This is a genomic window from Pseudomonas edaphica (assembly GCF_965277385.1).
GTDB lineage: Bacteria > Pseudomonadota > Gammaproteobacteria > Pseudomonadales > Pseudomonadaceae > Aquipseudomonas > Aquipseudomonas edaphica.
This window is the reverse complement of record NZ_OZ255725.1, coordinates 2,462,501-2,483,892: the sequence shown is the minus strand read 5'-3', so window position 1 is coordinate 2,483,892 and position 21,392 is coordinate 2,462,501. Positions and strand designations below refer to the sequence as shown.

Annotated in this window: 22 protein-coding genes (1 of these 22 cut by a window edge); 8 read left to right on the top strand and 14 right to left on the bottom strand. The window is 61.1% G+C overall.

Annotation, left to right across the window (positions count from 1 at the left end; genetic code table 11):
- Positions 1-95 precede the first annotated feature (95 nt).
- From cueR to ACQY47_RS11365, 3 genes are all read right to left on the bottom strand, one after another.
- Complete coding sequence (cueR, locus tag ACQY47_RS11375) at positions 96-497, bottom strand: Cu(I)-responsive transcriptional regulator (protein WP_017134706.1); 402 nt, start codon at positions 495-497, stop codon at positions 96-98.
- Positions 494-2,710, bottom strand: a complete 2,217-nt coding sequence (locus ACQY47_RS11370) for a heavy metal translocating P-type ATPase (RefSeq protein ID WP_428557104.1) — start codon at positions 2,708-2,710, stop codon at positions 494-496. The genes cueR and ACQY47_RS11370 overlap by 4 nt, the downstream gene beginning before the upstream one ends.
- Positions 2,711-2,775: 65 nt before the next feature.
- The gene (locus tag ACQY47_RS11365; RefSeq protein WP_017134708.1) at positions 2,776-3,156 is read right to left on the bottom strand and encodes a hypothetical protein; all 381 of its coding nucleotides are present in this window, start codon (positions 3,154-3,156) and stop codon (positions 2,776-2,778) included.
- Positions 3,157-3,303: 147 nt separating this feature from the next.
- Between ACQY47_RS11365 and ACQY47_RS11360 the strand changes: the two genes are divergently transcribed.
- Positions 3,304-3,501, top strand: a complete 198-nt coding sequence (locus ACQY47_RS11360; RefSeq protein WP_017134709.1) for a heavy-metal-associated domain-containing protein — start codon at positions 3,304-3,306, stop codon at positions 3,499-3,501.
- 87 nt (positions 3,502-3,588) lie between these two features.
- Positions 3,589-4,782: a multidrug effflux MFS transporter gene (locus ACQY47_RS11355; protein WP_017134710.1), complete on the top strand. Its 1,194-nt coding sequence runs from the start codon at positions 3,589-3,591 to the stop codon at positions 4,780-4,782.
- An 8-nt stretch (positions 4,783-4,790) separates the two neighbouring features.
- Here ACQY47_RS11355 and ACQY47_RS11350 read toward each other — a convergent pair whose 3' ends face one another.
- The 3 genes from ACQY47_RS11350 to ACQY47_RS11340 all read right to left on the bottom strand — a co-directional run bounded on the left by ACQY47_RS11350 (position 4,791) and on the right by ACQY47_RS11340 (position 6,584).
- Entirely contained in the window at positions 4,791-4,973 is a 183-nt protein-coding gene (locus tag ACQY47_RS11350) for a hypothetical protein (protein WP_017134711.1), read from the bottom strand.
- Positions 4,974-5,118: 145 nt separating this feature from the next.
- A complete protein-coding gene (locus ACQY47_RS11345; RefSeq protein ID WP_017134712.1) occupies positions 5,119-6,132 on the bottom strand; it encodes a zinc-binding alcohol dehydrogenase family protein in 1,014 nt (337 codons plus the stop codon).
- 158 nt (positions 6,133-6,290) lie between these two features.
- Complete coding sequence (locus tag ACQY47_RS11340) at positions 6,291-6,584, bottom strand: putative quinol monooxygenase (protein WP_017134713.1); 294 nt, start codon at positions 6,582-6,584, stop codon at positions 6,291-6,293.
- A 118-nt stretch (positions 6,585-6,702) separates the two neighbouring features.
- On the opposite strand from ACQY47_RS11340, the gene ACQY47_RS11335 reads away from it, so the two are divergent.
- The 3 genes from ACQY47_RS11335 to ACQY47_RS11325 all read left to right on the top strand — a co-directional run bounded on the left by ACQY47_RS11335 (position 6,703) and on the right by ACQY47_RS11325 (position 9,926).
- On the top strand, positions 6,703-7,617 hold the full coding sequence (locus ACQY47_RS11335; protein WP_428557103.1) for a LysR family transcriptional regulator: 915 nt from the start codon (positions 6,703-6,705) through the stop codon (positions 7,615-7,617).
- 148 nt (positions 7,618-7,765) lie between these two features.
- Entirely contained in the window at positions 7,766-8,452 is a 687-nt protein-coding gene (locus tag ACQY47_RS11330; RefSeq protein WP_017134715.1) for an ArsR/SmtB family transcription factor, read from the top strand.
- Positions 8,453-8,555: 103 nt separating this feature from the next.
- Positions 8,556-9,926 (top strand): MFS transporter, encoded by a 1,371-nt coding sequence (locus ACQY47_RS11325; protein WP_428557102.1) that lies wholly within the window; start codon positions 8,556-8,558, stop codon positions 9,924-9,926.
- A 131-nt stretch (positions 9,927-10,057) separates the two neighbouring features.
- On the opposite strand, the gene ACQY47_RS11320 is transcribed toward ACQY47_RS11325, so the two are convergent.
- Positions 10,058-11,011, bottom strand: a complete 954-nt coding sequence (locus ACQY47_RS11320; RefSeq protein WP_017134717.1) for an adenosine deaminase — start codon at positions 11,009-11,011, stop codon at positions 10,058-10,060.
- 194 nt (positions 11,012-11,205) lie between these two features.
- Here ACQY47_RS11320 and ACQY47_RS11315 point away from each other — a divergent pair, with 194 nt between their 5' ends.
- A complete protein-coding gene (locus tag ACQY47_RS11315) occupies positions 11,206-12,297 on the top strand; it encodes a calcium:proton antiporter (protein ID WP_236462734.1) in 1,092 nt (363 codons plus the stop codon).
- A 781-nt stretch (positions 12,298-13,078) separates the two neighbouring features.
- On the opposite strand, the gene ACQY47_RS11310 is transcribed toward ACQY47_RS11315, so the two are convergent.
- The 3 genes from ACQY47_RS11310 to ACQY47_RS11300 all read right to left on the bottom strand — a co-directional run bounded on the left by ACQY47_RS11310 (position 13,079) and on the right by ACQY47_RS11300 (position 15,687).
- Positions 13,079-14,437 (bottom strand): 8-oxoguanine deaminase, encoded by a 1,359-nt coding sequence (locus ACQY47_RS11310; RefSeq protein ID WP_428557101.1) that lies wholly within the window; start codon positions 14,435-14,437, stop codon positions 13,079-13,081.
- A gap of 187 nt (positions 14,438-14,624) precedes the next feature.
- Positions 14,625-15,311 carry an SDR family oxidoreductase gene (locus ACQY47_RS11305; protein ID WP_017134720.1) on the bottom strand — a complete coding sequence of 229 codons (687 nt, stop codon included), beginning with the start codon at positions 15,309-15,311 and terminating at the stop codon, positions 14,625-14,627.
- Between the two features lie 25 nt (positions 15,312-15,336).
- Positions 15,337-15,687, bottom strand: a complete 351-nt coding sequence (locus ACQY47_RS11300; RefSeq protein ID WP_099550558.1) for a MerR family transcriptional regulator — start codon at positions 15,685-15,687, stop codon at positions 15,337-15,339.
- A gap of 83 nt (positions 15,688-15,770) precedes the next feature.
- On the opposite strand from ACQY47_RS11300, the gene ACQY47_RS11295 reads away from it, so the two are divergent.
- Positions 15,771-16,187 (top strand): hypothetical protein, encoded by a 417-nt coding sequence (locus tag ACQY47_RS11295; protein WP_428557100.1) that lies wholly within the window; start codon positions 15,771-15,773, stop codon positions 16,185-16,187.
- Positions 16,188-16,253: 66 nt separating this feature from the next.
- Here the strand turns inward: ACQY47_RS11295 and ACQY47_RS11290 are convergent, their stop codons facing one another.
- The 4 genes from ACQY47_RS11290 to ACQY47_RS11275 form a co-directional block, all read right to left on the bottom strand.
- Positions 16,254-16,835 carry an IMPACT family protein gene (locus ACQY47_RS11290; protein WP_065930576.1) on the bottom strand — a complete coding sequence of 194 codons (582 nt, stop codon included), beginning with the start codon at positions 16,833-16,835 and terminating at the stop codon, positions 16,254-16,256.
- 12 nt (positions 16,836-16,847) lie between these two features.
- Entirely contained in the window at positions 16,848-17,507 is a 660-nt protein-coding gene (locus ACQY47_RS11285) for a TetR/AcrR family transcriptional regulator (protein WP_017134724.1), read from the bottom strand.
- 87 nt (positions 17,508-17,594) lie between these two features.
- Entirely contained in the window at positions 17,595-18,989 is a 1,395-nt protein-coding gene (locus ACQY47_RS11280) for a uracil-xanthine permease family protein (protein ID WP_428557099.1), read from the bottom strand.
- An 88-nt stretch (positions 18,990-19,077) separates the two neighbouring features.
- Positions 19,078-19,998, bottom strand: coding sequence for a LysR family transcriptional regulator (locus ACQY47_RS11275; protein ID WP_017134726.1), 921 nt, complete (start codon positions 19,996-19,998; stop codon positions 19,078-19,080).
- Between the two features lie 125 nt (positions 19,999-20,123).
- Here ACQY47_RS11275 and ACQY47_RS11270 point away from each other — a divergent pair, with 125 nt between their 5' ends.
- On the top strand, positions 20,124-21,392 hold the 5' portion of the coding sequence (locus ACQY47_RS11270; RefSeq protein WP_017134727.1) for an aspartate aminotransferase family protein. Its footprint extends 81 nt past the window's final position; 1,269 of the gene's 1,350 nt are visible here — the first part of the coding sequence; it begins with the start codon at positions 20,124-20,126; its stop codon lies off the right edge, out of view.

The following is a 21,392-nucleotide window of genomic DNA, read 5'->3' as shown; positions in this document are numbered from 1 at the left end:
ATGCAATCGCAGGCAAGCCAGCTCCCACATAAGGCAGCTCCCACATAAGGCAGCCCCCACAAGCCTGTTCCCACATTTGTTTTGTGCAGAGCTGATCAAGCGCAACAGCTGCCCGACGCCAACTCCTTGAGTATCGGGCAATCCGGCCGATGGTCACCCTGGCAGTGTTCCACCAGGTCCTGCAACGTGTCGCGCAATTGCCCCAGCTCCAGAATCTTCTGGTTCAGTTCCTCGATATGCTGGCGCGCCAGGGCTTTTACGTCGGCGCTGGCCCGCTGGCGGTCTTGCCACAGGGTCAGCAGCTTGCCGACTTCTTCCAACGAAAACCCCAGATCCCGCGAGCGTTTGATAAACGCCAGCGTGTGCAAGTCATCGCTGCCATACACGCGGTAGCCGCTGTCGGTGCGGTGCGCGGCTTTGAGCAGGCCGATGGATTCGTAGTAGCGAATCATCTTGGCGCTCAGCCCGCTCTGGCGGGCGGCTTGGCCTATGTTCATGGGCGCTTGTCCTCCAATTGCTCCGGTTTCCAAATGCTCGGTTTCCAGGTTTTCAACAATAACGCATTGCTCACCACGCTGACGCTGGACAAGGCCATGGCCGCACCTGCGAGCACCGGGTTGAGCAGGCCAAAGGCAGCCAGCGGAATGCCGATCAAGTTGTACACAAAGGCCCAGAACAGGTTCTGGCGGATTTTTGCGTAGGTCTTGCGGCTGATCTCCAGCGCGGCCGGCACCAGGCGCGGGTCGCCACGCATCAGCGTGATCCCGGCGGCGTGCATAGCCACATCGGTACCGCCGCCCATGGCGATGCCGATATCGGCGGCGGCCAGGGCCGGGGCGTCGTTGATGCCATCGCCGACCATGGCGACGACGCCTGTCTTTTTCAGCTCGGCCACCGTCGCGGCCTTGTCGGCTGGCAGCACTTCGGCGTGTACATCATCGATGCCCAGCGCCAGGGCGACCACGCGGGCACTGCCGCGATTATCGCCGGTGAGCAAGTGGCTGCTGATGTGCTGAGCCTTGAGTTGTTCCACGGCTTCCAATGCGCCGGGCTTGAGGGTGTCGCCAAACGCAAACAGCCCCAACACGCGTGGTTGTGCGCCTTGTTCAATCAACCACGACAAGGTGCGGCCTTCGGCTTCCCAGGCGTTGGCAGACTCGGCCAGCTCACCTGCGCTCAAGCCGTTCTCTTCGAGCATGCGGCGGTTGCCCAAGGCCAGTTCACGGCCATCCAAAGTGCCAGCAATGCCGCGTCCGGTCAGCGATTGGCTGGCGCTCACGTCCGCCACGATCAGCCCTTTTTCACCACACGCATCCAGCACGGCCTTGGCCAACGGGTGCTCGCTGCCGCGTTGCAAGGCGCCAGCCTGTTGCAGCAATAAATCTTCATTGCCATCCACCGCGGCCAGGTGCGCAATTTTTGGCGCGCCGGAGGTGAGTGTGCCGGTCTTGTCGAACACCACCGCGCTGACGGCATGGGCACGTTCCAGCGCTTCGGCGTCCTTGATCAGGATGCCATAGCGCGCCGCCACGCCGGTGCCGGCCATGATGGCGGTCGGTGTGGCCAGGCCCAGGGCGCATGGGCAAGCAATCACCAGTACCGCGACGGCATTGATGATCGCGGTTTCCAGTGAAGCGCCGTACAACCACCACCCCACCAGCGTAACCAAGGCCAGCACCAGCACGGCCGGCACAAAGACCTGGCTGACTTTATCCACCAGTTTCTGGATCGGTGCCTTGGCAGCCTGGGCGTCTTCCACCAGACGGATGATTCGCGCCAGCACACTTTCTGCACCCAGCGCCTGGGTGCGTACCAGCAAACGGCCTTCGCCATTAATGGCGCCGCCGGTGATCTTGTCGCCCGGCTGTTTCGGCACCGGCAGGCTCTCGCCGCTGATCAAGGCCTCGTCGGCATGGCTTTGGCCGTCCACCACTTCGCCGTCCACCGGGAAGCGCTCGCCGGGTTTGACCAGCACCAGGTCGTCGAGCTTCAGCGCAGTGATGGCGACGTCTTCTTCACGGCCTTCAAACACGCGAATCGCGCGTTCCGGGCGCAGGGCTTCGAGGGCACGGATGGCGCTGGCGGTCTGGCGCTTGGCGCGGCTTTCGAGGTATTTGCCCAGCAGCACCAGGGCGATCACCACGGCCGAGGCTTCGAAATACAGGTGCGGCATAGTGCCCACGGGCGCGGTGAGCCATTCATAAATGCTCAGGCCATAACCGGCGCTGGTGCCGATGGCCACCAGCAGGTCCATATTGCCAGCACCGGCGCGCACGGCTTTCCAGGCGGCTATATAGAAGCGTGCGCCAAAGATGAATTGCACGGGAGTGGCCAGCGCGAATTGCACCCAGGCCGGGAGCATCCAATGCAGGCCGAACGGCTCCACCAGCATCGGCAGCACCAATGGCAGCGCCAACGCGATGGCCAACAACAACGACCAGCGCTCGTGGTGCAGACGCTGGGCCTGTTTAGCGTCGGTGACGGTCTCGCTTTGCGGCAGGGTGGCGGTGTAGCCGGCCTTGTCGACGGCGGCGATCAGCACGCCGGGGTCCATCTGGCCGAGTACTTCGACGTGGGCACGCTCGTTGGCCAGGTTGACGCTGACGCTTTGCACCCCCGGCACCTTGCCCAGCGCGCGCTCGACACGCCCGGCACAGCTGGCGCAGGTCATGCCGCTGATGGGCAGGTCAAAGGTGGTGGATCCATTCATGGGGCAGTCCTCCAGAGAAGTTGCCCCTAGCATCAACCTTGACCTGCGGGGAAGGTCAAGCGCCTTTAATACTCCAGTGCGGCGGGTTTAAGGTACATACCGTCCGGGCCTTGGGCGATACGCAGTTTGCGTATGTCTCCGGCCTTCAACGTGATGTTCTGCGCAGGCGGTGCGAGCATGCCCGGCAGGCAACCTGGCGATTGACCCGGCAGCAGCTTGAGGCGCAGCGACACATTGCCCGCCGGCAAGTTGAACGAGGTGGCCTGTTCCTGGAACAGGCGCCCGGCCAACTGGTCCTGGATATACAGGCCGATTTCGCAATTGGTCGGCACTTCCAGGCGCTCGCGGGAAATGATCAACACCGCATAGTCCTGGTCCGCGTACGCCATGGGCGCAGCGGCGGACAAGCTCAACAGGCCGATAAGGCTAAAAAACGACCAGCGCATGGCGAATGCTCCGTGGTTCAAATCCAAGATGCATGAAGCTTGGCCGAGGCAACGCTGGAATACCAGCCCGGTCGCAATTTTGAGCGCTTGACCTTGCCATCGTGGCAAGGTCGAGACTGGCCCCAACCTCATCAAAGGAGTCATGTCATGCAAGTATTCAGTGTTGAAGGAATGACCTGCGGCCATTGTGTTCGGGCGGTCACTCAAGCAGTACACAGCCAGGACCCGGCGGCGAGCGTCAACGTCAACCTGGCCGCCAAGGAAGTCGGGGTTGAAAGCCGGCTGTCCGACGAGCAAGTCATCGCGCTGATCACCGAAGAAGGCTACAGCGCCAAGCTCGCGTAAAATTTCCGATAGTTAGCGAGCTATCGTAATGTTCATCACACCCAAGCGCGGCTAGACTGTCGGGCTGCCGACTCACTTGGGTGTCTGATGAACCTCCGCATAATCCTGATTCTGGGCGCCTTGAGCGCCTTCGCGCCGTTGGCGATCGATTTTTACCTGCCGGGCTTTCCGGCGATGGCCACCGCCTTTGCCACCGACGAAAAACACATCCAGCTGACCCTCGCCGTGTATTTCGGCGGCCTGGCCATCGGCCAATTGATCTACGGGCCGCTGGCGGATCGCTTTGGCCGGCGCGTGCCGCTGCTCAGTGGCGTGACTCTGTTTACCCTGGCGTCCTTCGCCTGCGCCTACGCGCCGTCCCTGGACTGGTTGATCGGCGCGCGTTTTGTGCAAGCCCTTGGCGGCTGCGCGGGCATGGTGATTTCGCGGGCGGTGGTCAGCGACAAATGTGATGCCGTGGGCTCGGCCAAAGTCTATTCGCAGCTGATGCTGGTGACCGGCCTGGCGCCGATCCTCGCGCCGTTGGCGGGTGGGGTGATGGTCGGCCTGTGGGGCTGGCAGTCGATTTTCCTCGCGTTGTCGATTTTCAGCGTGATGGCGGCCATCGCCGTGGCGGTCGGGTTGCCGGAAACCTTGCCGGCCGATAAGCCGCGTCAACCGCTGTCCGGCTCGCTGAGCCGCTATGTCAGCCTGTTGTCGGACCGGGTTTATCTGGGCTACGCCCTCACCGGTGGTATCTCGATTGCCGGGATGTTTGCCTACATCGCCGGTTCCCCGTTCGTCTTTATCAAACTCTATGGCGTGCCCGCCGAGCATTACGGCTGGGTATTTGGCTCCAATGCCGCCGGCTTTATCCTGGTAGCGCAGCTTAATGCGCGGTTGCTGGCCAAGCGTGGCCCGGCGTTTCTGCTGTCGCGCACCGTGTGGGTCTACGTGGCGGCGGCGTTGACGCTGTTGGCCATTGCCGCGCTGCGTACCGAGGCGTTATGGCCGTTACTGGTGCCGCTGTTTATCTGCATCGCCAGCCTGGGCTGCATTTTGCCCAACACCTCGGCGTGTGCCATGGCCGGGCAGGGCGCACGGGCCGGCAGCGCCTCGGCATTGCTCGGTTGCATTCAGTTTGGTGTGGCGGCAGGCGCGGCGTCCTTGGTCGGCGTGTTGCACGACGGCACGGCGATGCCGATGGCGATGGTCATCAGCTTGTGCGGTGTATTGGCGGTGACGATTGCGGTGTCGACCCAGCGCCTGCAACGGGCGAGGGCCGCGCAGGCGCAGGTCTGAGGTGCTAATCAGCCGGCGGCGGAGCGTTGCTGGCTGAGGGGAATGCGGTGGGGCGCCTGGATGCGGGCCTGCAGGGTGTCGGCAAAGGCGCGGGCCTCGGCCTCACTGCGGAAGGTGAAGGCGTCACCGTCGAGGCTGACCTGCCATTTGTTGCCTGGGGATTTTGCTAACGCTCTTATCAGGATCTTCATTGCTGACTTCCTCACGTAAAAGAATCGTGGCAAAGGCGGCCAATATAAACCTGAATGCGTTCGCAAATATGACAAAGATCAACTCTCTGACTAGCGGTGTCGTCCATTACTCACATGAATAATGGACGACTCTGACAGCTACTTGTTAGAACCCTTCCAATACGATCTTGCCCTTGGCCTTGCCGCTTTCCAGCAGCGCATGGGCGCGGCGCAGGTTGGCTGCGTTGATCACGCCGAAGTGCTCGCCCACCGTGGTTTTCAAGGTGCCGGCGTCGATCAGTTCGGCCACGCGGTTGAGCAGATTGTGCTGTTCGATCATGTCCGGCGTCTCGAACATCGAGCGTGTGTACATGAACTCCCAGTGCAGTGACAGGCTCTTGCGCTTGAGTTTGCTCACATCCAGCACCTTGGGGTCGTCGATCAACGCCAGCTTGCCTTGCGGCTGCAGGGCTTCGACCAGTTCGTCCAAGTGATGGTCGGTCTGGGTCAGGCTGGCGACGTGGGTTACCTGCGCCTGGCCGGCATTTTTCAACGCCTCGCTCAGTGGCTGGCTGTGATCGATCACCACATCGGCGCCGAGCGCCTTGGCCCATTCCTGGGTTTCCGGGCGTGAGGCGGTGCCGATAACGTTCAATGCGGTGAGCTGCTTGGCCAACTGGGTCAGGATCGAACCCACACCGCCGGCAGCGCCAACGATCAGCAGGCTCTGGCCTTCATCTTCTTTACCTTCACGTACTTGCAGGCGCTCGAACAGCAGCTCCCAGGCGGTGATGGCGGTGAGTGGCAGTGCGGCGGCTTCGGCAAAACCCAGGCTCTTGGGCATATGGCCGACGATGCGTTCATCCACGGTGTGCAGTTCGCTGTTGCCGCCTGGGCGCACCAGGGAACCGGCGTAGAACACCTTGTCGCCCGCCTTGAACAGCGTCACTTCGCTGCCGACCGCCTTGACCACACCGGCTACGTCCCAGCCCAGCACCTTGGCCGCGCCGTTTTCCGGGGCGACGTTCTGGCGCACTTTGGTGTCCACCGGGTTGACCGAGATGGCTTTGACCTCCACCAGCAGGTCACGCGGGCCGGCGACCGGCTCCGGCAATTGGATGTCTTGCAGGGATTTTTCGTCGCTGATCGGCAGTGAGGCGTAGTAGGCAATGGCTTTCATATTGGCTCCGGGTAAAGAAGGTGGTCGAGAGTCAGGCTAAATGTGGCGAGGGAGCTTGCTCCCGCTGGGCTGCGAAACAGCCCCAAAACCTGTCGGTAAGCGCTTCGCACCCCAGCGCAAGCAAGCGTGCTCGCCACAAAAACCTGCTGATGGGGTGATCAGGCAAGAAATTGCAGGCGCTTGAGTTCGAAATGTTCGAGCACATCCGCAGCCTTGGCGCGGAAGCTTTGGATATGCGCGCTCTGGTCGTGATCGGCCAGCGCCGCGTCGTCGCTCCAGCGTTCGAGCATGTAGAAGGTTTCCGGGTGTTGCAGGTCCTGGTGCAGGTCGTACTGCTCGCAACCGGCTTCCAGGCGAGTCGGTTCCAACAGGCCGCGCAGCAGGGTTTCCAACTTGGCCTGCTGGCCGGGTTTGGCGATCAGCGTGGCGATGACGTTAAAGGCAGCGGACATATTCAACTCCAGACACGTGATGTACGGGATGGGCAGATGATTAGCTATTTCCAGCACAGATAAAAGCGGCTAAAACAGCAGTCTGTTTCAATAGAATTTTGATAATAGGCGAGGGTACATGCTGCGTTTTGATGATTTGCAGTTGTTTGTGCGGGCGGCGGACCTCGGCAGTTTGTCGGCCGCTGCACGCATCATGGACCTCTCGCCTGCCGTGGCGAGCGCGGCGCTCAAGCGTATCGAACAGCAACTGGGCACGCGCTTGCTGGCGCGCTCCACCCGCAGTTTGCGCCTGACTGCCGAAGGCGAAGGTTTTTTGGAATATGCCCGCTCCGCGTTGAGTTCGCTGGACGAAGGGCGGCGCTTATTGGCCAGCGGCCAGGACCATGTCAGCGGTGTGCTGCAACTGTCGGCGCCGTCGGATTTCGGGCGCAACCAGTTACTGCCGTGGCTGGATGAGTTTCAGCTTGAATACCCGCAATTGAACATCCGCCTGCTGCTGGGCGACCGCATTGCCGACCTATTCCGCCAGCCGGTGGATATCGCCCTGCGCTACGGCGAGCCTGAAGATTCCAGCCTGGTCGCGCTGCCCATCGCCCCGGACAACATTCGCGTGCTGTGCGCCGCACCCAGCTACCTGGCACGGCATGGCGAGCCCCGGCATCTTGAGCAGTTGGCGCAGCACAATTGCCTGTTGTACATGCTGGGCAGCCGTGTCCACGACCACTGGGGTTTTTACGACGGCAAGCGCGAGGTCGGCCTGACGGTCAGCGGTGATCGCTTCAGTGACGACGCCGATGTGGTGCGCCGCTGGGCGGTGGCGGGTGTCGGCATTGCCTACAAGTCGTGGCTGGATGTGAGCACCGACGTGCTCGCGGGGCGTTTGCGCCTGGTGTTGCCGGAGCTGCGCGGCGAGCGCACGCCGCTCAACCTGCTGTGCGCCCACCGTGCTCAGTTGAGTAAACCCATTAACCTGCTGCGGGAAATGCTCGTGTCCCGTTGTGCGGCTTTGACCGCGCAAAGGCCGGGGCGATAGAGCGTTAGGCAATAGCCTCCACCAAAGCCAGAAATTTCACTCAGAGCCTGTCCCCATTCGCGCTGTCGGACGCCGCGGAATGGGCGGTTTGCGCCCCTATACTTTGGTTCCAACCGCAGCAGACAAATGATTTACAAGGAGTGAATACATGGAAGAAGCACCTTGCATCAGTCAGATCGCCAGCTTGCTCGCTGAGCCCAAGCGCACCGCCATGCTCTGGTCACTGATGGACGGTTCGGCGAAAACCGCAGACGAACTGGCTATGCTCGCCGGGCTGTCCGCCGCGTCGGCCAATGCGCATCTTGCGCGCCTTATCGGCAGCGGTTTGCTGCGCAGCGAGGCCAAGCGCGGCAAGCGCCTGTTTCGCATGGCCGCCGTGGATGTCTGTGCGGCCGTCGACGCATTGGCATGTACCACCTTGGCCTGTGCCGCACGCAGTGCTCCGCAGGTTTCCCCGCGAGTATCCCTGGCGCCGCCGCCGTTGCGGCGCGCGCGTTTGTGCCAGGGGCATCTGGGCGGTGAACTGGCAGCGGGGCTTTATCAGCGCATGCTGGAGGCCGGCTGGATCGACCGCTACGAACAGCGTACCGACGTGACCGTCACCGGCGCGCAGCATTTCGCGACCCTGGGCATTTTTATCCAGGCACTGTCTGCGCCGCTGGCCTGCGATTGTTTTGACTGGAGCCAGCAGCAACCGCACCTGGGGGGCGCATTGGGCGCCGGGTTGTTGCAGTTGTTTTTGCAGTGCGGCTGGATCAACGCGGTCAACGAGTCGCGTGCCTTGCTGGTGACCGACCTGGGGCTTGCGGAAATCAACCGTCTGGCCACGGCGTAGGTGCGTGCGTCGCTCAGAGTTTCAGTCAGGTCGTATCCAGCAATAATCGGGTAAAACGATGCCGCACACTCGCCTTGGGGATTTTTCACTCGGGGGGTATGGCATGGGTATGCAAGGCTATAGCGCAGCGGAACGGCTGGAACGGTTGCCCATCAGCGGTTACCACCGAATCATTTTCATCATCATCGCCTTGGCGTTTTTTTTCGACTCCATGGACCTGGCGATGATGACCTTCCTGTTGGGCTCGATAAAAACCGAGTTCGGCCTGAGCACGGCCCAGGCCGGGTTACTCGCCAGTTCGAGTTTTTTTGGCATGGTGGTCGGTGCGTCCTTGTCCGGCATGTTGGCTGACCGTTTCGGGCGCAAGCCGGTGTTTCAGTGGAGCATCGTGTTGTGGGGCGTCGCCAGTTACCTGTGCTCCACGGCGCAGACGGTGGAAACGCTGACGCTGTTTCGCATCCTGCTGGGGATCGGCATGGGTATGGAATTCCCGATTGCGCAGTCGATGCTCTCGGAGCTGATTCCCGCCAAGGGCCGTGGGCGATATATCGCCTTGATGGATGGCTTCTGGCCGCTGGGGTTTGTGGCGGCGGGTGTGCTGTCCTACTTTTTGCTGCCGGTGATTGGCTGGCGCGACATCTTCCTGGTGTTGGCGGTACCGGCGGTGTTTGTGCTGGCGATTCGTTTTTTTATCCCGGAATCGCCACGCTGGCTGGAACAGGCCGGGCGGCATGCAGCGGCGGACAAGGTGTTGCTCGGCATTGAGCAGAAGGTCCGCGACTCGCTGGGGCGAACGGACTTGCCGGAGCCGATTGCCTTGCCACGAGTTGAGAGCGTGCCGGGCACGTTTTTCTCGGCGTTCCAGCAGTTGTGGTCGGCGCAGTATCGCCAACGCACGATGATGATCTGGAGCGTGTGGTTTTTTGCCTTGCTGGGTTTCTACGGGCTGACCTCCTGGCTGAGTGCGCTGTTGCAGCAGTCGGGTTTTGCCGTGACGCAATCGGTGTATTACACGGTGATCATTTCCCTGGGCGGGATACCGGGCTTCTTGATGGCGGCCTGGCTGGTGGAACGTTGGGGCCGTAAACCGGTGTGTGTGGTGACATTGCTGGGCGGCGGGGTGATGGCGTTTCTGTATGGGCAGAGCGCGGTGTTTGGCGGCAACGTGGGGCTGCTGATTACCTCGGGGTTGTTGATGCAGTTCTTTCTGTTTGGCATGTGGGCGGTGCTGTACACCTACACACCGGAGCTGTATCCCACTTCGGCGCGGGCCACCGGTTCCGGGTTTGCCTCGGCGATTGGCCGGGTCGGGTCATTGCTGGGGCCGTTGGTAACCGGGCTGGTGTTTCCGATAACCGGGCAGGGTGGGGTGTTTGCCTTGGGGGCGCTGTGTTTTGCGGTGGCGGCGCTGGTGGTGTGGGTGTTTGGGATGGAGACCAAGGGCAAGACCCTGGAAGAACTGACCGAAATCTAGAGGTCAATACACAATCAATGTGGGAGCCGGGCTTGCCCGCGATAGCGGTGGCTCAGGCAGCGAATGGCTGGCTGATACACCGCTATCGCAGGCAAGCCAGCTCCCACATTATTTGAACTGCGTTTATGCAGTTATGGCTTTACGAGCCGCGCATCCAGGCTGTTCTGCGCCAGGCGTTTGGCCTGGTCCTGGGTCATGCCCAGGGAGGTGTACAGCGCGTGGAAGTTCTCGGTGACATAGCCGCCGAAGTACGCCGGGTCATCCGAGTTCACCGTCACCTTCACGCCACGCTCAAGCATGTCGAGGATGTTGTGTTGGGCCATGTCGTCGAACACACAGAGCTTGGTGTTGGACAGTGGGCACACGGTCAGCGGGATCTGCTCGTCGATGATGCGTTGCATCAAGCGTTCGTCTTCGATGGCGCGTACGCCATGGTCGATACGCTGGATTTTCAGCAGGTCGATGGCCTCCCAGATGTACTCGGGCGGGCCTTCTTCACCGGCGTGGGCCACGGTAAGAAAGCCTTCATGGCGGGCACGGTCGAACACGCGCTGGAACTTGCTCGGCGGGTGGCCCATTTCCGAGCTGTCCAGGCCGACGGCCACAAACGCGTCACGGAACGGCAGCGCCTGGTCGAGGGTTTTCTCGGCTTCGGCTTCGCTCAGGTGGCGCAGGAAGCTCAGGATCAAACCGCTGGTGATACCCAGTTGCTGCTCGCCATCTTTGAGCGCAGCGGCGATGCCGTTGAGCACCACTTCGAATGGCACGCCACGGTCGGTGTGGGTCTGCGGGTCGAAGAACGGTTCGGTGTGGATCACGTTCTGTTCTTTGCAGCGCAGCAGGTAGGCCCAGGTCAGGTCGTAGAAATCCTGGGAGGTGCGCAGCACATCGGCGCCCTTGTAATACAGGTCGAGAAACTCTTGCAGGTTGTTGAAGGCGTAGGCCTTGCGCAGGGTTTCGACGTCATTCCACGGCAGTGCAATCTTGTTGCGTTCGGCCAGGGCAAACAGCAACTCAGGCTCCAGCGAGCCTTCCAGGTGCAGGTGCAATTCAGCCTTGGGCAGGGCGTTGAGCCAATCGTACATGTTCTAAATTCTCATCAGGTGCAATGGCGGCATTCTACAGGCCATGGCTGAAATAGTCGGCAAAACCTGACCAGCAGGAGAGTATTGGTTTTATTCGCGCAAGGGCCATCTGAACTAAGGTGTAACGAAACGTTAGCGACGTGGTGCAGTCTGTACCCCATCAATGACTGATTTGCTGCACAAAAAGGCCCGGAATGCTCACATCCCTCAAGCAAGAAAAATTCATGTGGCTGGCGTTGATCGCCGCCATCGCCGCCTACCCGTTGGAGCACTGGATGCTGCACAGCGGGCAGATGATCGCCCTGCTCGGCGGCATGGCGCTCATCGCTTTTATTGTCATGGCGTCGATGCGCGTCGCCCACCACGCCGAGCAACTGGCGGAAAAGGTCGGTGACCCTTACGGCACCATGATCCTGACCCTCGCCGCCGTGCTGGTGGAAGTGGTGATCCTGGCGATCATGATGAGCAACGAGCCCTCGCCGACTTTGGTACGTGACACGATCTATTCGGCGGTGATGCTCGATATCAACGGCATCCTTGGCCTGGCCGCGCTGATGGGCGGCATCAAGCATGGTGAACAGTCCTACAACGATGACTCGGCACGCAGTTACAGCGTGATGATCCTCACCGCCATGGGCGTGTCGATGGTGGTACCGGAATTTATCCCCGAAGCCGACTGGAAAATTTACTCGGCCTTCACCATCGGCGCGATGGTGTTGCTCTACACCCTGTTCCTGCGCATGCAGGTGGGGCCGCACAGTTACTTCTTCAGCTACAGCTACCCGGAAAAACGCAGAAAAAAGCAGCCGGAAGAACAGCAGGAGCCGTCGATCAACCTGGCGTTTTCCATCGGTACGTTGGTGTTTGGCGTGATTGTGATTGGCGCATTGGCCGAGGTGATGTCCAAGACCCTCGACCTGGGCCTGGAAGGTACGGGCGCACCGCCGGTGATTACCGCGATTGTGGTGGCGGCGATTTCGGCCGCGCCGGAAATTCTGACGGCATTGCGTGCAGCCTTGGCTAACCGCATGCAGTCGGTGGTCAACATCGCACTGGGTGCATCGTTGTCGACGGTGATTTTGACGGTGCCGGTGATGGAAGCCATGGCGCTCTACACCGGCCAGCCGTTCCAGATGGCGATGACGCCGGTGCAAACCGTGATGGTGTTGATCACACTGGTGGTGAGTGCGATCAACCTCAATGATGGCGAAACCAATGCCATCGAAGGGATGACGCACTTTGTGTTGTTTGCGACCTTTATCATGTTGTCGTTGCTTGGGGTGTAACCGGCCCTCAAGCACACCTTAAAACCCATGTGGGAGCCGGGCTTGCCCGCGATGGCATCAACTCGGTATGGCTGATAGACCGAGGTGTCTGCATCGCAGGCAAGCCAGCTCCCACATGTGTTGTTTGCGACCTTTATCATGTTGTCGTTGCTTGGGGTGTAACCGGCCCTCAAGCACACCTTAAAACCCATGTGGGAGCCGGGCTTGCCCGCGATGGCATTAACTCGGTATGGCTGAAAGACCGAGGTGCCTGCATCGCAGGCAAGCCAGCTCCCACATGTGTTGTTTGCGACCTTTATCATGTTGTCGTTGCTTGGGGTGTAACCGGCCCTCAAGCACACCTTAAAACCCATGTGGGAGCCGGGCTTGCCCGCGATGGCATTAACTCGGTATGGCTGAAAGACCGAGGTGCCTGCATCGCAGGCAAGCCAGCTCCCACATGTGTTGTTCGCGACCTTTATCATGTTGTCGTTGCTTGGGGTGTAACCGGCCCTCAAGCACACCCTAAATCCCATGTGGGAGTCGGGCTTGTCCGCGATGGCATTAACTCGGTATGGCTGAAAGACCGAGGTGCCTGCATCGCAGGCAAGCCAGCTCCCACATGTGTTGTTTGCGACCTTTATCATGTTGTCGTTGCTTGGGGTGTAACCGGCCCTCAAGCACACCCTAAATCCCATGTGGGAGTCGGGCTTGCCCGCGATGGCATCCACTCGGTATGGCTATAGACCGAGGTGTCTGCATCGCAGGCAAGCCAGCTCCCACAGTTGGCTTTGTGCAGGGCTCAGGTTCCGGCGATCAGTTGTTTCGCCGCCTGGCTGTGATCGGCAATCAAGCCTTTCAGGTCCAGCCCTTCAACCTGCCCATCGATCACCCGCCACTTGCCGCCGATCATCACCCGATCCGCGCGGTCGGCGCCGCACAGCAGCAGCGCCGAAATCGGGTCATGGCTGCCGGAAAAACGCAGCTCATCGAGTTTGAACAGCGCCAGGTCAGCCTGTTTGCCCACGGCCAACTCACCGATATCCGTGCGCCCCAGCAACTGCGCCGAGCCTTTGGTGGCCCAGCCCAGCACGCCTTCCGGGGTGATCTTTTCTGCGCCGTAACGCAGGCGCTGGATGTACAGGGCCTGGCGCGCTTCGAGGATCATGTTCGAGGCATCGTTGGAGGCCGAACCGTCGACGCCCAGGCCAATCGGCGCGCCGGCGGCGAGCAGGTCCAGGGTCGGGCAGATGCCGGAAGCCAGGCGCATATTCGAACTTGGGCAATGGCAGATACCGGTGCCGGCGGCGCCCAGGCGGGCGATCTCATCCGGGTTGAAGTGAATGCCGTGGGCCAGCCAGGTGCGTGGGCCGAGCCAGCCGACGCTGTCGAGGTAGTCCACCGTGCGCAGCCCGAAACGCTGCAGGCAGAAGTCTTCTTCGTCGAGGGTTTCGGCCAGGTGCGTGTGCAGGCGCACGTCGAGGCTGTTGGCCAGTTCGGCGCTGGCTTGCATGATTTGCGGGGTGACCGAAAACGGCGAGCAGGGCGCCAGGGCGATCTGGATTTGCGCGCCATCGCCGCGCTGGTGGTATTCGCGGATCAGGCGCTGGCTGTCTTCGAGGATCACCTGGCCTTGTTGCACGGTTTGCTGCGGCGGCAGGCCGCCATCGGCTTCGCCCAGGCTCATGGACCCGCGAGTGAGCATGGCGCGCATGCCCAGTTCGCGCACGCTTTGCACCTGCACGTCGATGGCGTTTTCAAGGCCTTCGGGGAACAGGTAATGGTGATCTGCCGCGGTGGTGCAGCCAGACAGCAGCAATTCAGCCAAGGCGACTTTGGACGCCAGCGCGAGTTTTTCCGGGGTCAGGCGTGCCCAGACCGGGTACAGGGTTTTCAGCCAGGGGAATAAGGGCTGGTTGACCACCGGCGCCCAGGCGCGGGTCAGGGTTTGGTAGAAGTGATGGTGGGTGTTGATCAGCCCCGGCAGGATCACATGTTCGCGTGCATCGAACACTTGTCCGCACGGCACGGCGGGTTCTTTTCCCCAGCCCAGCACTTCGGTGATCACACCGTCTTGCAGCACCAGGCCACCACGGGCGTCGAGGCCATTGGCGGTGAAAATCGCGAGGGGGTTTTTTAACCAGATACGGGTCGCAGGCATTGGCCGGCTCCTCTGAATGATGGGTTCAGGTTTGCCAGCTCAGTGTTGCCCTGTCTGCTGATCCAGGGTCGCCGGTGAGGGCGAGGAGCAGAGTTTACGTGTAGTCCATGATCAGGTCTATCTGTAGGAGCGAGGTGCTCTTGAGACCATCGCGGGCAAGCCCGCTCCCACAGGTTGGACCGAGCTGTTACCAGGCGATGGTGTCGCCCTTGTAGTCCACGAAGTGATGGCCGCCTTTGCCGGTGTAGGCATTCACCTGATCCACCAGGCCGCGCACGCTGGTGTCGACATCGATGTGCGCGTTTTCGCCGCCCATGTCGGTTTTCACCCAGCCCGGATGCAGCGACAGCACGGTGAGCTTATGGTCGCCCAGTTGCGTGATAAAGCTGTTGGTCATGGAGTTGAGTGCAGCCTTGCTGGCCTTGTACAGCGCCAGGTCGGAGCCATCGGGAATGGTCACGCTGCCCAGCACCGAACTCATGAACGCCAGCACGCCGGTGTCTTTGCGGATCTGCCCGACAAAGCGCTGGGCCAGGTTGATCGGCGCCACGGCGTTGGTGAAAAACAGCTGGCCGACTTCCGCCAGGGTGGCGTGGCCCGGCTCCTGGTTGGCAGGGCCTTTGACGCCGGCGTTGACGAACAGCAGGTCGAAGGTGCGCTCCTTCAGGCGTTGGGCCAAGGCGATCACGGCTTGCTGATCGTCCATGTCCAGCTTCTCGATCTGCACCTGGCCCACGGCTTTGAGCGCATCGGCCTTGTTCGGGTCGCGCACGGTGGCGGTCACCTCCCAGCCGTCCTGCAGCAGTTGCTTGACCAGGCCAAGGCCCAGGCCGCGCGAGGCGCCGATGATCAGTGCGGTTTTTGGCGTAGACATGAAGGGCTTCCTTTGGAGTGGAGGTTCACGGATTCAGTGGACAACGTTGCCCGAGCCTTTGCTGCAACTCCTGGCGCAGATGGCCGAGTTCAGTGATGCGGGTTTCGATCAGGTTGAGCTTGTCTTGCAGCAATTGTGTGACGGCAGCGTCGGGATCGGGCGCCTGCCATAAGGCGGCGACGCTGGTGCCGATCTCGCCGAGGCTGAAACCCAGGCGCTGCGCAGTCTTGATATAGAGCACCAGTTGCAGCATGTCCGGCGGGTAGTCGCGGTAACCGTTGGCGCTGCGTTGCGCGGCGATCAACCCGCGCTGCTCATAGAAGCGCAAGGTGTCGCGGCTGACCTGGCTGGCCTGGGCTAATTCGCCGATACGCATGGGGCGGGCTCGAGAGGGCTTGACCTTGGAGCATACTCCAGGCTTTAGCCTGCTGGCTTCTTGAATTGAAGGAGCTTGCTGCTATGTGGACACAAAAACGCTACCGAACACTGGTGCGGGCCAGTGCCTGGTATGACTTGATCATCACCGCCGCGTTTGTCACGCCGTGGAGTTTTGCATTAGTACACGGCCTGTTGCAGGGCTTGAACCTGCCGGGCGAGCTACCGCCGTTTCTGCCTGCGCACGTATTGATGGCCAACCTGCTCGGCTCGATCGTGTGCGTGTGGGCAGTGCTGCGTATTCGCGACCCTCAACGCCAATTCGGGCGGTATGACGCGGCCGGCCGTGGGCTGTTTGCGACCTGGCAGCTGTACGCGCTGATGCAGGGCGCCACGTCGGTGCTGTGGATAATTCTGCTGTTGGAACTGCTATGGGGCGTTGCGCAACTACTCCCGGTGAATACTGATCAAAAAATGACCGGCGCCCGTAAGCCCTTATGACAAAAGGGTTACAGACGGGTGTGCTCAGGTTATCCACAGGCAGGTGCACAGTAGATGTGGGCAGTTTCAGCGTTCGAGCAGGATGCGCCCACGGCTGAGGTCGGCGAGCTGGGTTTGCAGCGTGTCGATGTGCGCCTCGCCGAGTGCGAGCTGTAGCTCGACGCCGTTGGCGGTGAAGGTTTCTTCCACCACCAGCCCGCCCAGTTCGGCCACGCGCAGTTTCACCAGGTTCAATTCCGAGAAACTGCAGGCACAGCTCAGCGGCACGCGGCTGATCAGCTCGATGCGTTCGGCATTCTGCAGGCATTTGTTCGCGCCGCCGCCGTAGGCGCGAGCCAGGCCGCCGGTGCCCAGCTGGATGCCGCCGTACCAGCGAATCACCAGCACGGCGACCTGATCAAAGCCTTGGGCTTCAATGGCGGCCAGGATCGGTCGCCCGGCCGTGCCGCCGGGTTCGCCATCGTCGTTGCTGCGGTACTGGTCGGCGAGCTTCCAGGCCCAGCAGTTGTGCGTGGCGTTGAGGTCGCTGTGCTGCTCGAAAAACGCCTGGGCGTCTTGCGCGCTGGTGATCGGCGCGGCCAGGGTGATAAAGCGGCTTTTGCGTATTTCTTCACGAAATTCGCAAAGGCCGGTCAGCGTGAAAGGCATAAGTCGCTTCGTTTATAGGGCCGGCTTGATGCCGCAGCCTTTGAGGATGATATGGATCAGGTTGGTGCCGGCGTCTTCCATGTCCTGCTTGGTCAGCTTGGTGCGACCGGTGACGCGGCAGATCTGGGTGGCGAAGTCGGCGTAATGCTGGGTGCTGCCCCACAACAGGAAGATCAGGTGTACGGGGTCGATGGGGTCCATCTTGCCGGCTTCGATCCAGGCCTGGAACACCGCTGCGCGGCCACTGAACCAGGCGCGGTAGTCCTGGCTGAAATATTCGGTCAGGCATTCGCCGCCACTGATGATCTCCATGGCGAAGATCCGCGAGGCTTGGGGGTGGCGCCGGGAGAATTCCATCTTGGTACGGATGTAGCGTGTCAGCGCGACGGCGGGGTCGTCCTCGGCGGTCAGCGCGTTGAAGGTACTGTCCCACAGTTCGAGGATATTGCTCAGTACCGCGATGTACAGGCCGAGCTTGTTGGTGAAGTAATAATGCAGGTTGGCCTTGGGCAGCCCGGCACTCGAGGCAATGGTGTTCATGCTGGTGCCTTTGTAGCCATGACGCGCGAATTCGTCTTCAGCCGCCTGGAGAATCGCTTGTTCATTCTTTTGCCGAATACGGCTGGCAGGTTTACCGGCGTGGTTGCTGTGGGCAGGAACTTCGAGGCTCATGGAGGTTTCCGTGCTGATCGATAGAGACGACGTGTGCACAGATAACCCACCCTCAAGCCTCAGACAAGTCCCGATGCAATAAAACCGTCAAAGCGGTTCCAGTGTGTCGCTTTCCGGCGCGTGGTTTGCGCCTGCGGTATTCGCTTTGGCCTCGGGTAATAACAGGCACAACACGATGGCCGTCAGGCCGCCGCTGGTGATGGCCGAATCGAACAGGTTTTGCACCAGAGGTGGCATCAAGTGCAGCAACTCAGGTTGGGCGGCAATGCCCAGGCCAACGCCGAACGAGGTGGCGATGATCAACATGCTGCGTCGATCCAGCGGCGCCTGGGCCAGAATACGCACGCCGGCGGCGGCCACGCTGCCGAACATCACCAGGGTTGCGCCGCCCAATACCGGTTTGGGGATTTGCTGCAGCACCGCGCCGATCAGTGGAAACAGGCCGAGACAGAACAGCAGCACACCAATGTATAAGCCGACGTAACGGCTGGCCACGCCAGTGAGTTGGATCACGCCGTTGTTCTGCGCAAACGTGGTGTTGGGGAATGCGCTGAAGGTGGCTGCGATCATGCAACTGACGCCATCACCCAATACGCCGCCCTTGAGTCGACTTATATAAGAAGGGCCGCTGATCGGCTGGCGGGCGATCATGCAGTTGGCGGTCAGGTCGCCAACAGTTTCGATACTGCTGATCAGATAAATCAGCGCGATGGGCAGGAAGGCGCTCCAGTCGAAGTTGAAACCAAAGCGAAACGGCATCGGCACGCTGATCAATGGCAAGTCGGGCAAGGCTTGGGGCACCAGCTTGCCGCTGAACCACGCGGCCAGGCTGCCGAGGGCCAGGCCGATGATGATTGCCGAGAGGCGTACCCACGGCGTGTTCGAGCGGTTGAGCAAGATGATCGTCAACACGACGAACAACCCCAGGGCCAGGTTGGTCGGCGCGCCGAAGTCAGGCGCATTGAAACCGCCACCCAGGTCGGTGATGCCGACTTTGATCAGGCTGATGCCGATCAAGGTGATGACAATGCCGGTGACCAAGGGCGTGATCACACGGCGCAATTGGCCGATAAAACGGCTCAACACGATCTGCACCGCCGCGCCGAAAAAGCACACGCCAAAGACCATCGCCATGATGTCTTCCGGGCTGCCGCCGCGTTGCTTCACTAGAAAGCCTGCTGACAACACCGCGCCGAGAAACGCAAAGCTGGTGCCTTGCAGGCAGATCATGCCGGCGCCGATACCAAATGGCCTGCGTGCCTGAATGAAAGTGCCCACGCCGGACACCATCAACGCCATGCTGATCAGGTAGGGCAGGTGGGCGGTGAGCCCTAAAGTAGAGCCGATGATCAGTGGCGGGGTGATGATGCCGACGAAGGCGGCCAGCACATGTTGCAAGGCTGCCAGTAGGGTCGGCAGTGGTTTGGGGCGGTCGTTCAGGCCGTAGATCAGGTCGTTGGGGCTCAAGGTTTCTGGTGGCATGGCGGGCAAACTCAGGGCGGACGGTTCAAGGTCCTGGCTCCCTTGCAAAAAGCTGTCCAGTTGCTCAGCTTTTAACGAGAGGCCCGAGTTAGCGCGTTGCCGCCAGGCTTTCCAGAAAGCTTTCCAGCACCAAATGAGGGCGGCGGCCCTTGCGCGTGACCGATGCGAGGCTTAAATCGTAAAAACGTGTAGCCGGTTTCAGCGCGCGCAGGCGGCCTTGTTGCACCCACAGGCTGGCGTAGTGGTCGGGCAGGTAGCCGATATAGCGGCCGGTGAGAATCAGGAACGCCATGCCTTCACGGTCCGAAGCGCTGGCCGTGCAATTAAGGGCTTGGTAATGGGCCTGGATTTCGGCGGGCAAGCGGAAGGTCGGGGCGATGGCGTCCTGGCTGTCGATACGTGGGTCGTCCAGTTGCTTGTCGTCCGCGTAAAACAACGGGTGGCCAACCGCGCAGTAGAGCAGTGAACGTTCGCTGTACAGGGGTTGGTATTCCAGGCCGGACAGCGCGCTCGCCTGAGGTACTACGCCGACATGCAGGCGACCATCGAGTACACCTTGTTCCACCTCGTTCGGCGCGATCATGCGGATCTGGATTTGTACGTCGGGGCCGCGTTCCTTCAACTGCGCCAGGGCGTGGGTGATGCGCATGTGGGGCAGGGTGACCAGGTTGTCGGTGAGGCCGATGATTAGTTCGCCGCGTAAATGCTGATGCAGGCCGTTGACCTCGGTGCGAAAGCTTTCCAGCGCACTTAATAGCTGCAAGGCCGATTGGTAGACCTCGCGGCCTTCTTCGGTCAGGGAGAAACCGGCACGCCCGCGCTGGCACAGGCGCAATCCAAGGCGTTGCTCCAGGTCGCTCATCTGCTGGCTGATGGCCGAGCGGCCGATGCCGAGCACGGTTTCGGCCGCCGAGAAGCCGCCGCACTCCACCACGCTGCGAAAGATGCGCAACAGGCGGATATCGAAGTCGCTGACTTGGGCCAGGGGATCGGGTCGACGGCTGCTCATAGTTTAGTGAAGGCCTGACTGAAGGTTAGAAGAGTTGGATTTCACCGACTTTATCGCCGTGGCAATTTAGCTGCAACAACGCTTTTCAATCCCGACGCTGCCTTTTGCCCTGCGAGGTTTTGCTGATGAACATGCCCGAAAACGCCCCATCGTCCCTGGCCAGCCAACTGAAGTTGGATGCGCACTGGATGCCTTACACCGCCAACCGCAACTTCCAGCGCGACCCGCGCCTGATCGTCGGCGCTGAAGGCAGCTGGTTGATAGATGACAAGGGCCGCAAGGTGTACGATTCGTTGTCGGGCCTGTGGACGTGTGGCGCCGGGCACACCCGTAAAGAGATTCAGGAAGCAGTCTCCAAGCAACTGGGCACCCTGGACTACTCCCCGGGCTTCCAATACGGTCATCCGTTGTCCTTCCAGCTGGCGGAAAAGATCACCGACCTGACCCCAGGCAACCTGAACCACGTGTTCTTCACCGATTCGGGCTCCGAGTGCGCCGATACCGCGGTGAAGATGGTGCGTGCGTACTGGCGCCTGAAAGGCCAGGCCACCAAGACCAAGATGATCGGCCGCGCCCGTGGCTATCACGGTGTGAACATTGCCGGAACCAGCCTGGGTGGCGTGAACGGCAACCGCAAGCTCTTCGGTCAGGGCCTGATGGACGTTGACCATCTGCCGCACACGTTGCTGGCGAGCAATGCCTTCTCCCGTGGCATGCCGGAGCTGGGCGGCATCGCCCTGGCCGATGAGCTGCTCAAGCTGATCGAACTGCACGACGCGTCGAACATCGCAGCGGTGTTTGTTGAACCGATGGCCGGTTCCGCTGGCGTGCTGGTGCCGCCACAGGGTTATCTCAAGCGACTGCGTGAGATCTGCGACCAACACAACATCCTGCTGGTGTTCGACGAAGTGATCACCGGTTTCGGCCGTACCGGCTCAATGTTCGGCGCCGACAGCTTTGGCGTGACCCCGGACCTGATGTGCATTGCCAAGCAAGTCACCAACGGCGCGATCCCGATGGGCGCAGTGATTGCCAGCAGCGAGATCTATCAGACCTTCATGAACCAGGCGACGCCGGAATACGCGGTGGAATTCCCCCACGGCTACACCTACTCGGCGCACCCGGTGGCTTGCGCGGCTGGCTTGGCGGCATTGGACCTGTTGCAGAAGGAAAACCTGGTGCAGAGCGTAGCCGAAGTCGCCCCGCACTTTGAGAATGCGTTGCACGGGTTGAAGGGCAGCAAGAATGTGATCGACATTCGTAACTACGGCCTGGCCGGCGCGATCCAGATTGCCCCGCGTGACGGTGATGCCATCGTGCGTCCATTTGAGGCCGGCATGGCCTTGTGGAAAGCGGGTTTCTACGTGCGCTTTGGCGGTGACACCCTGCAGTTC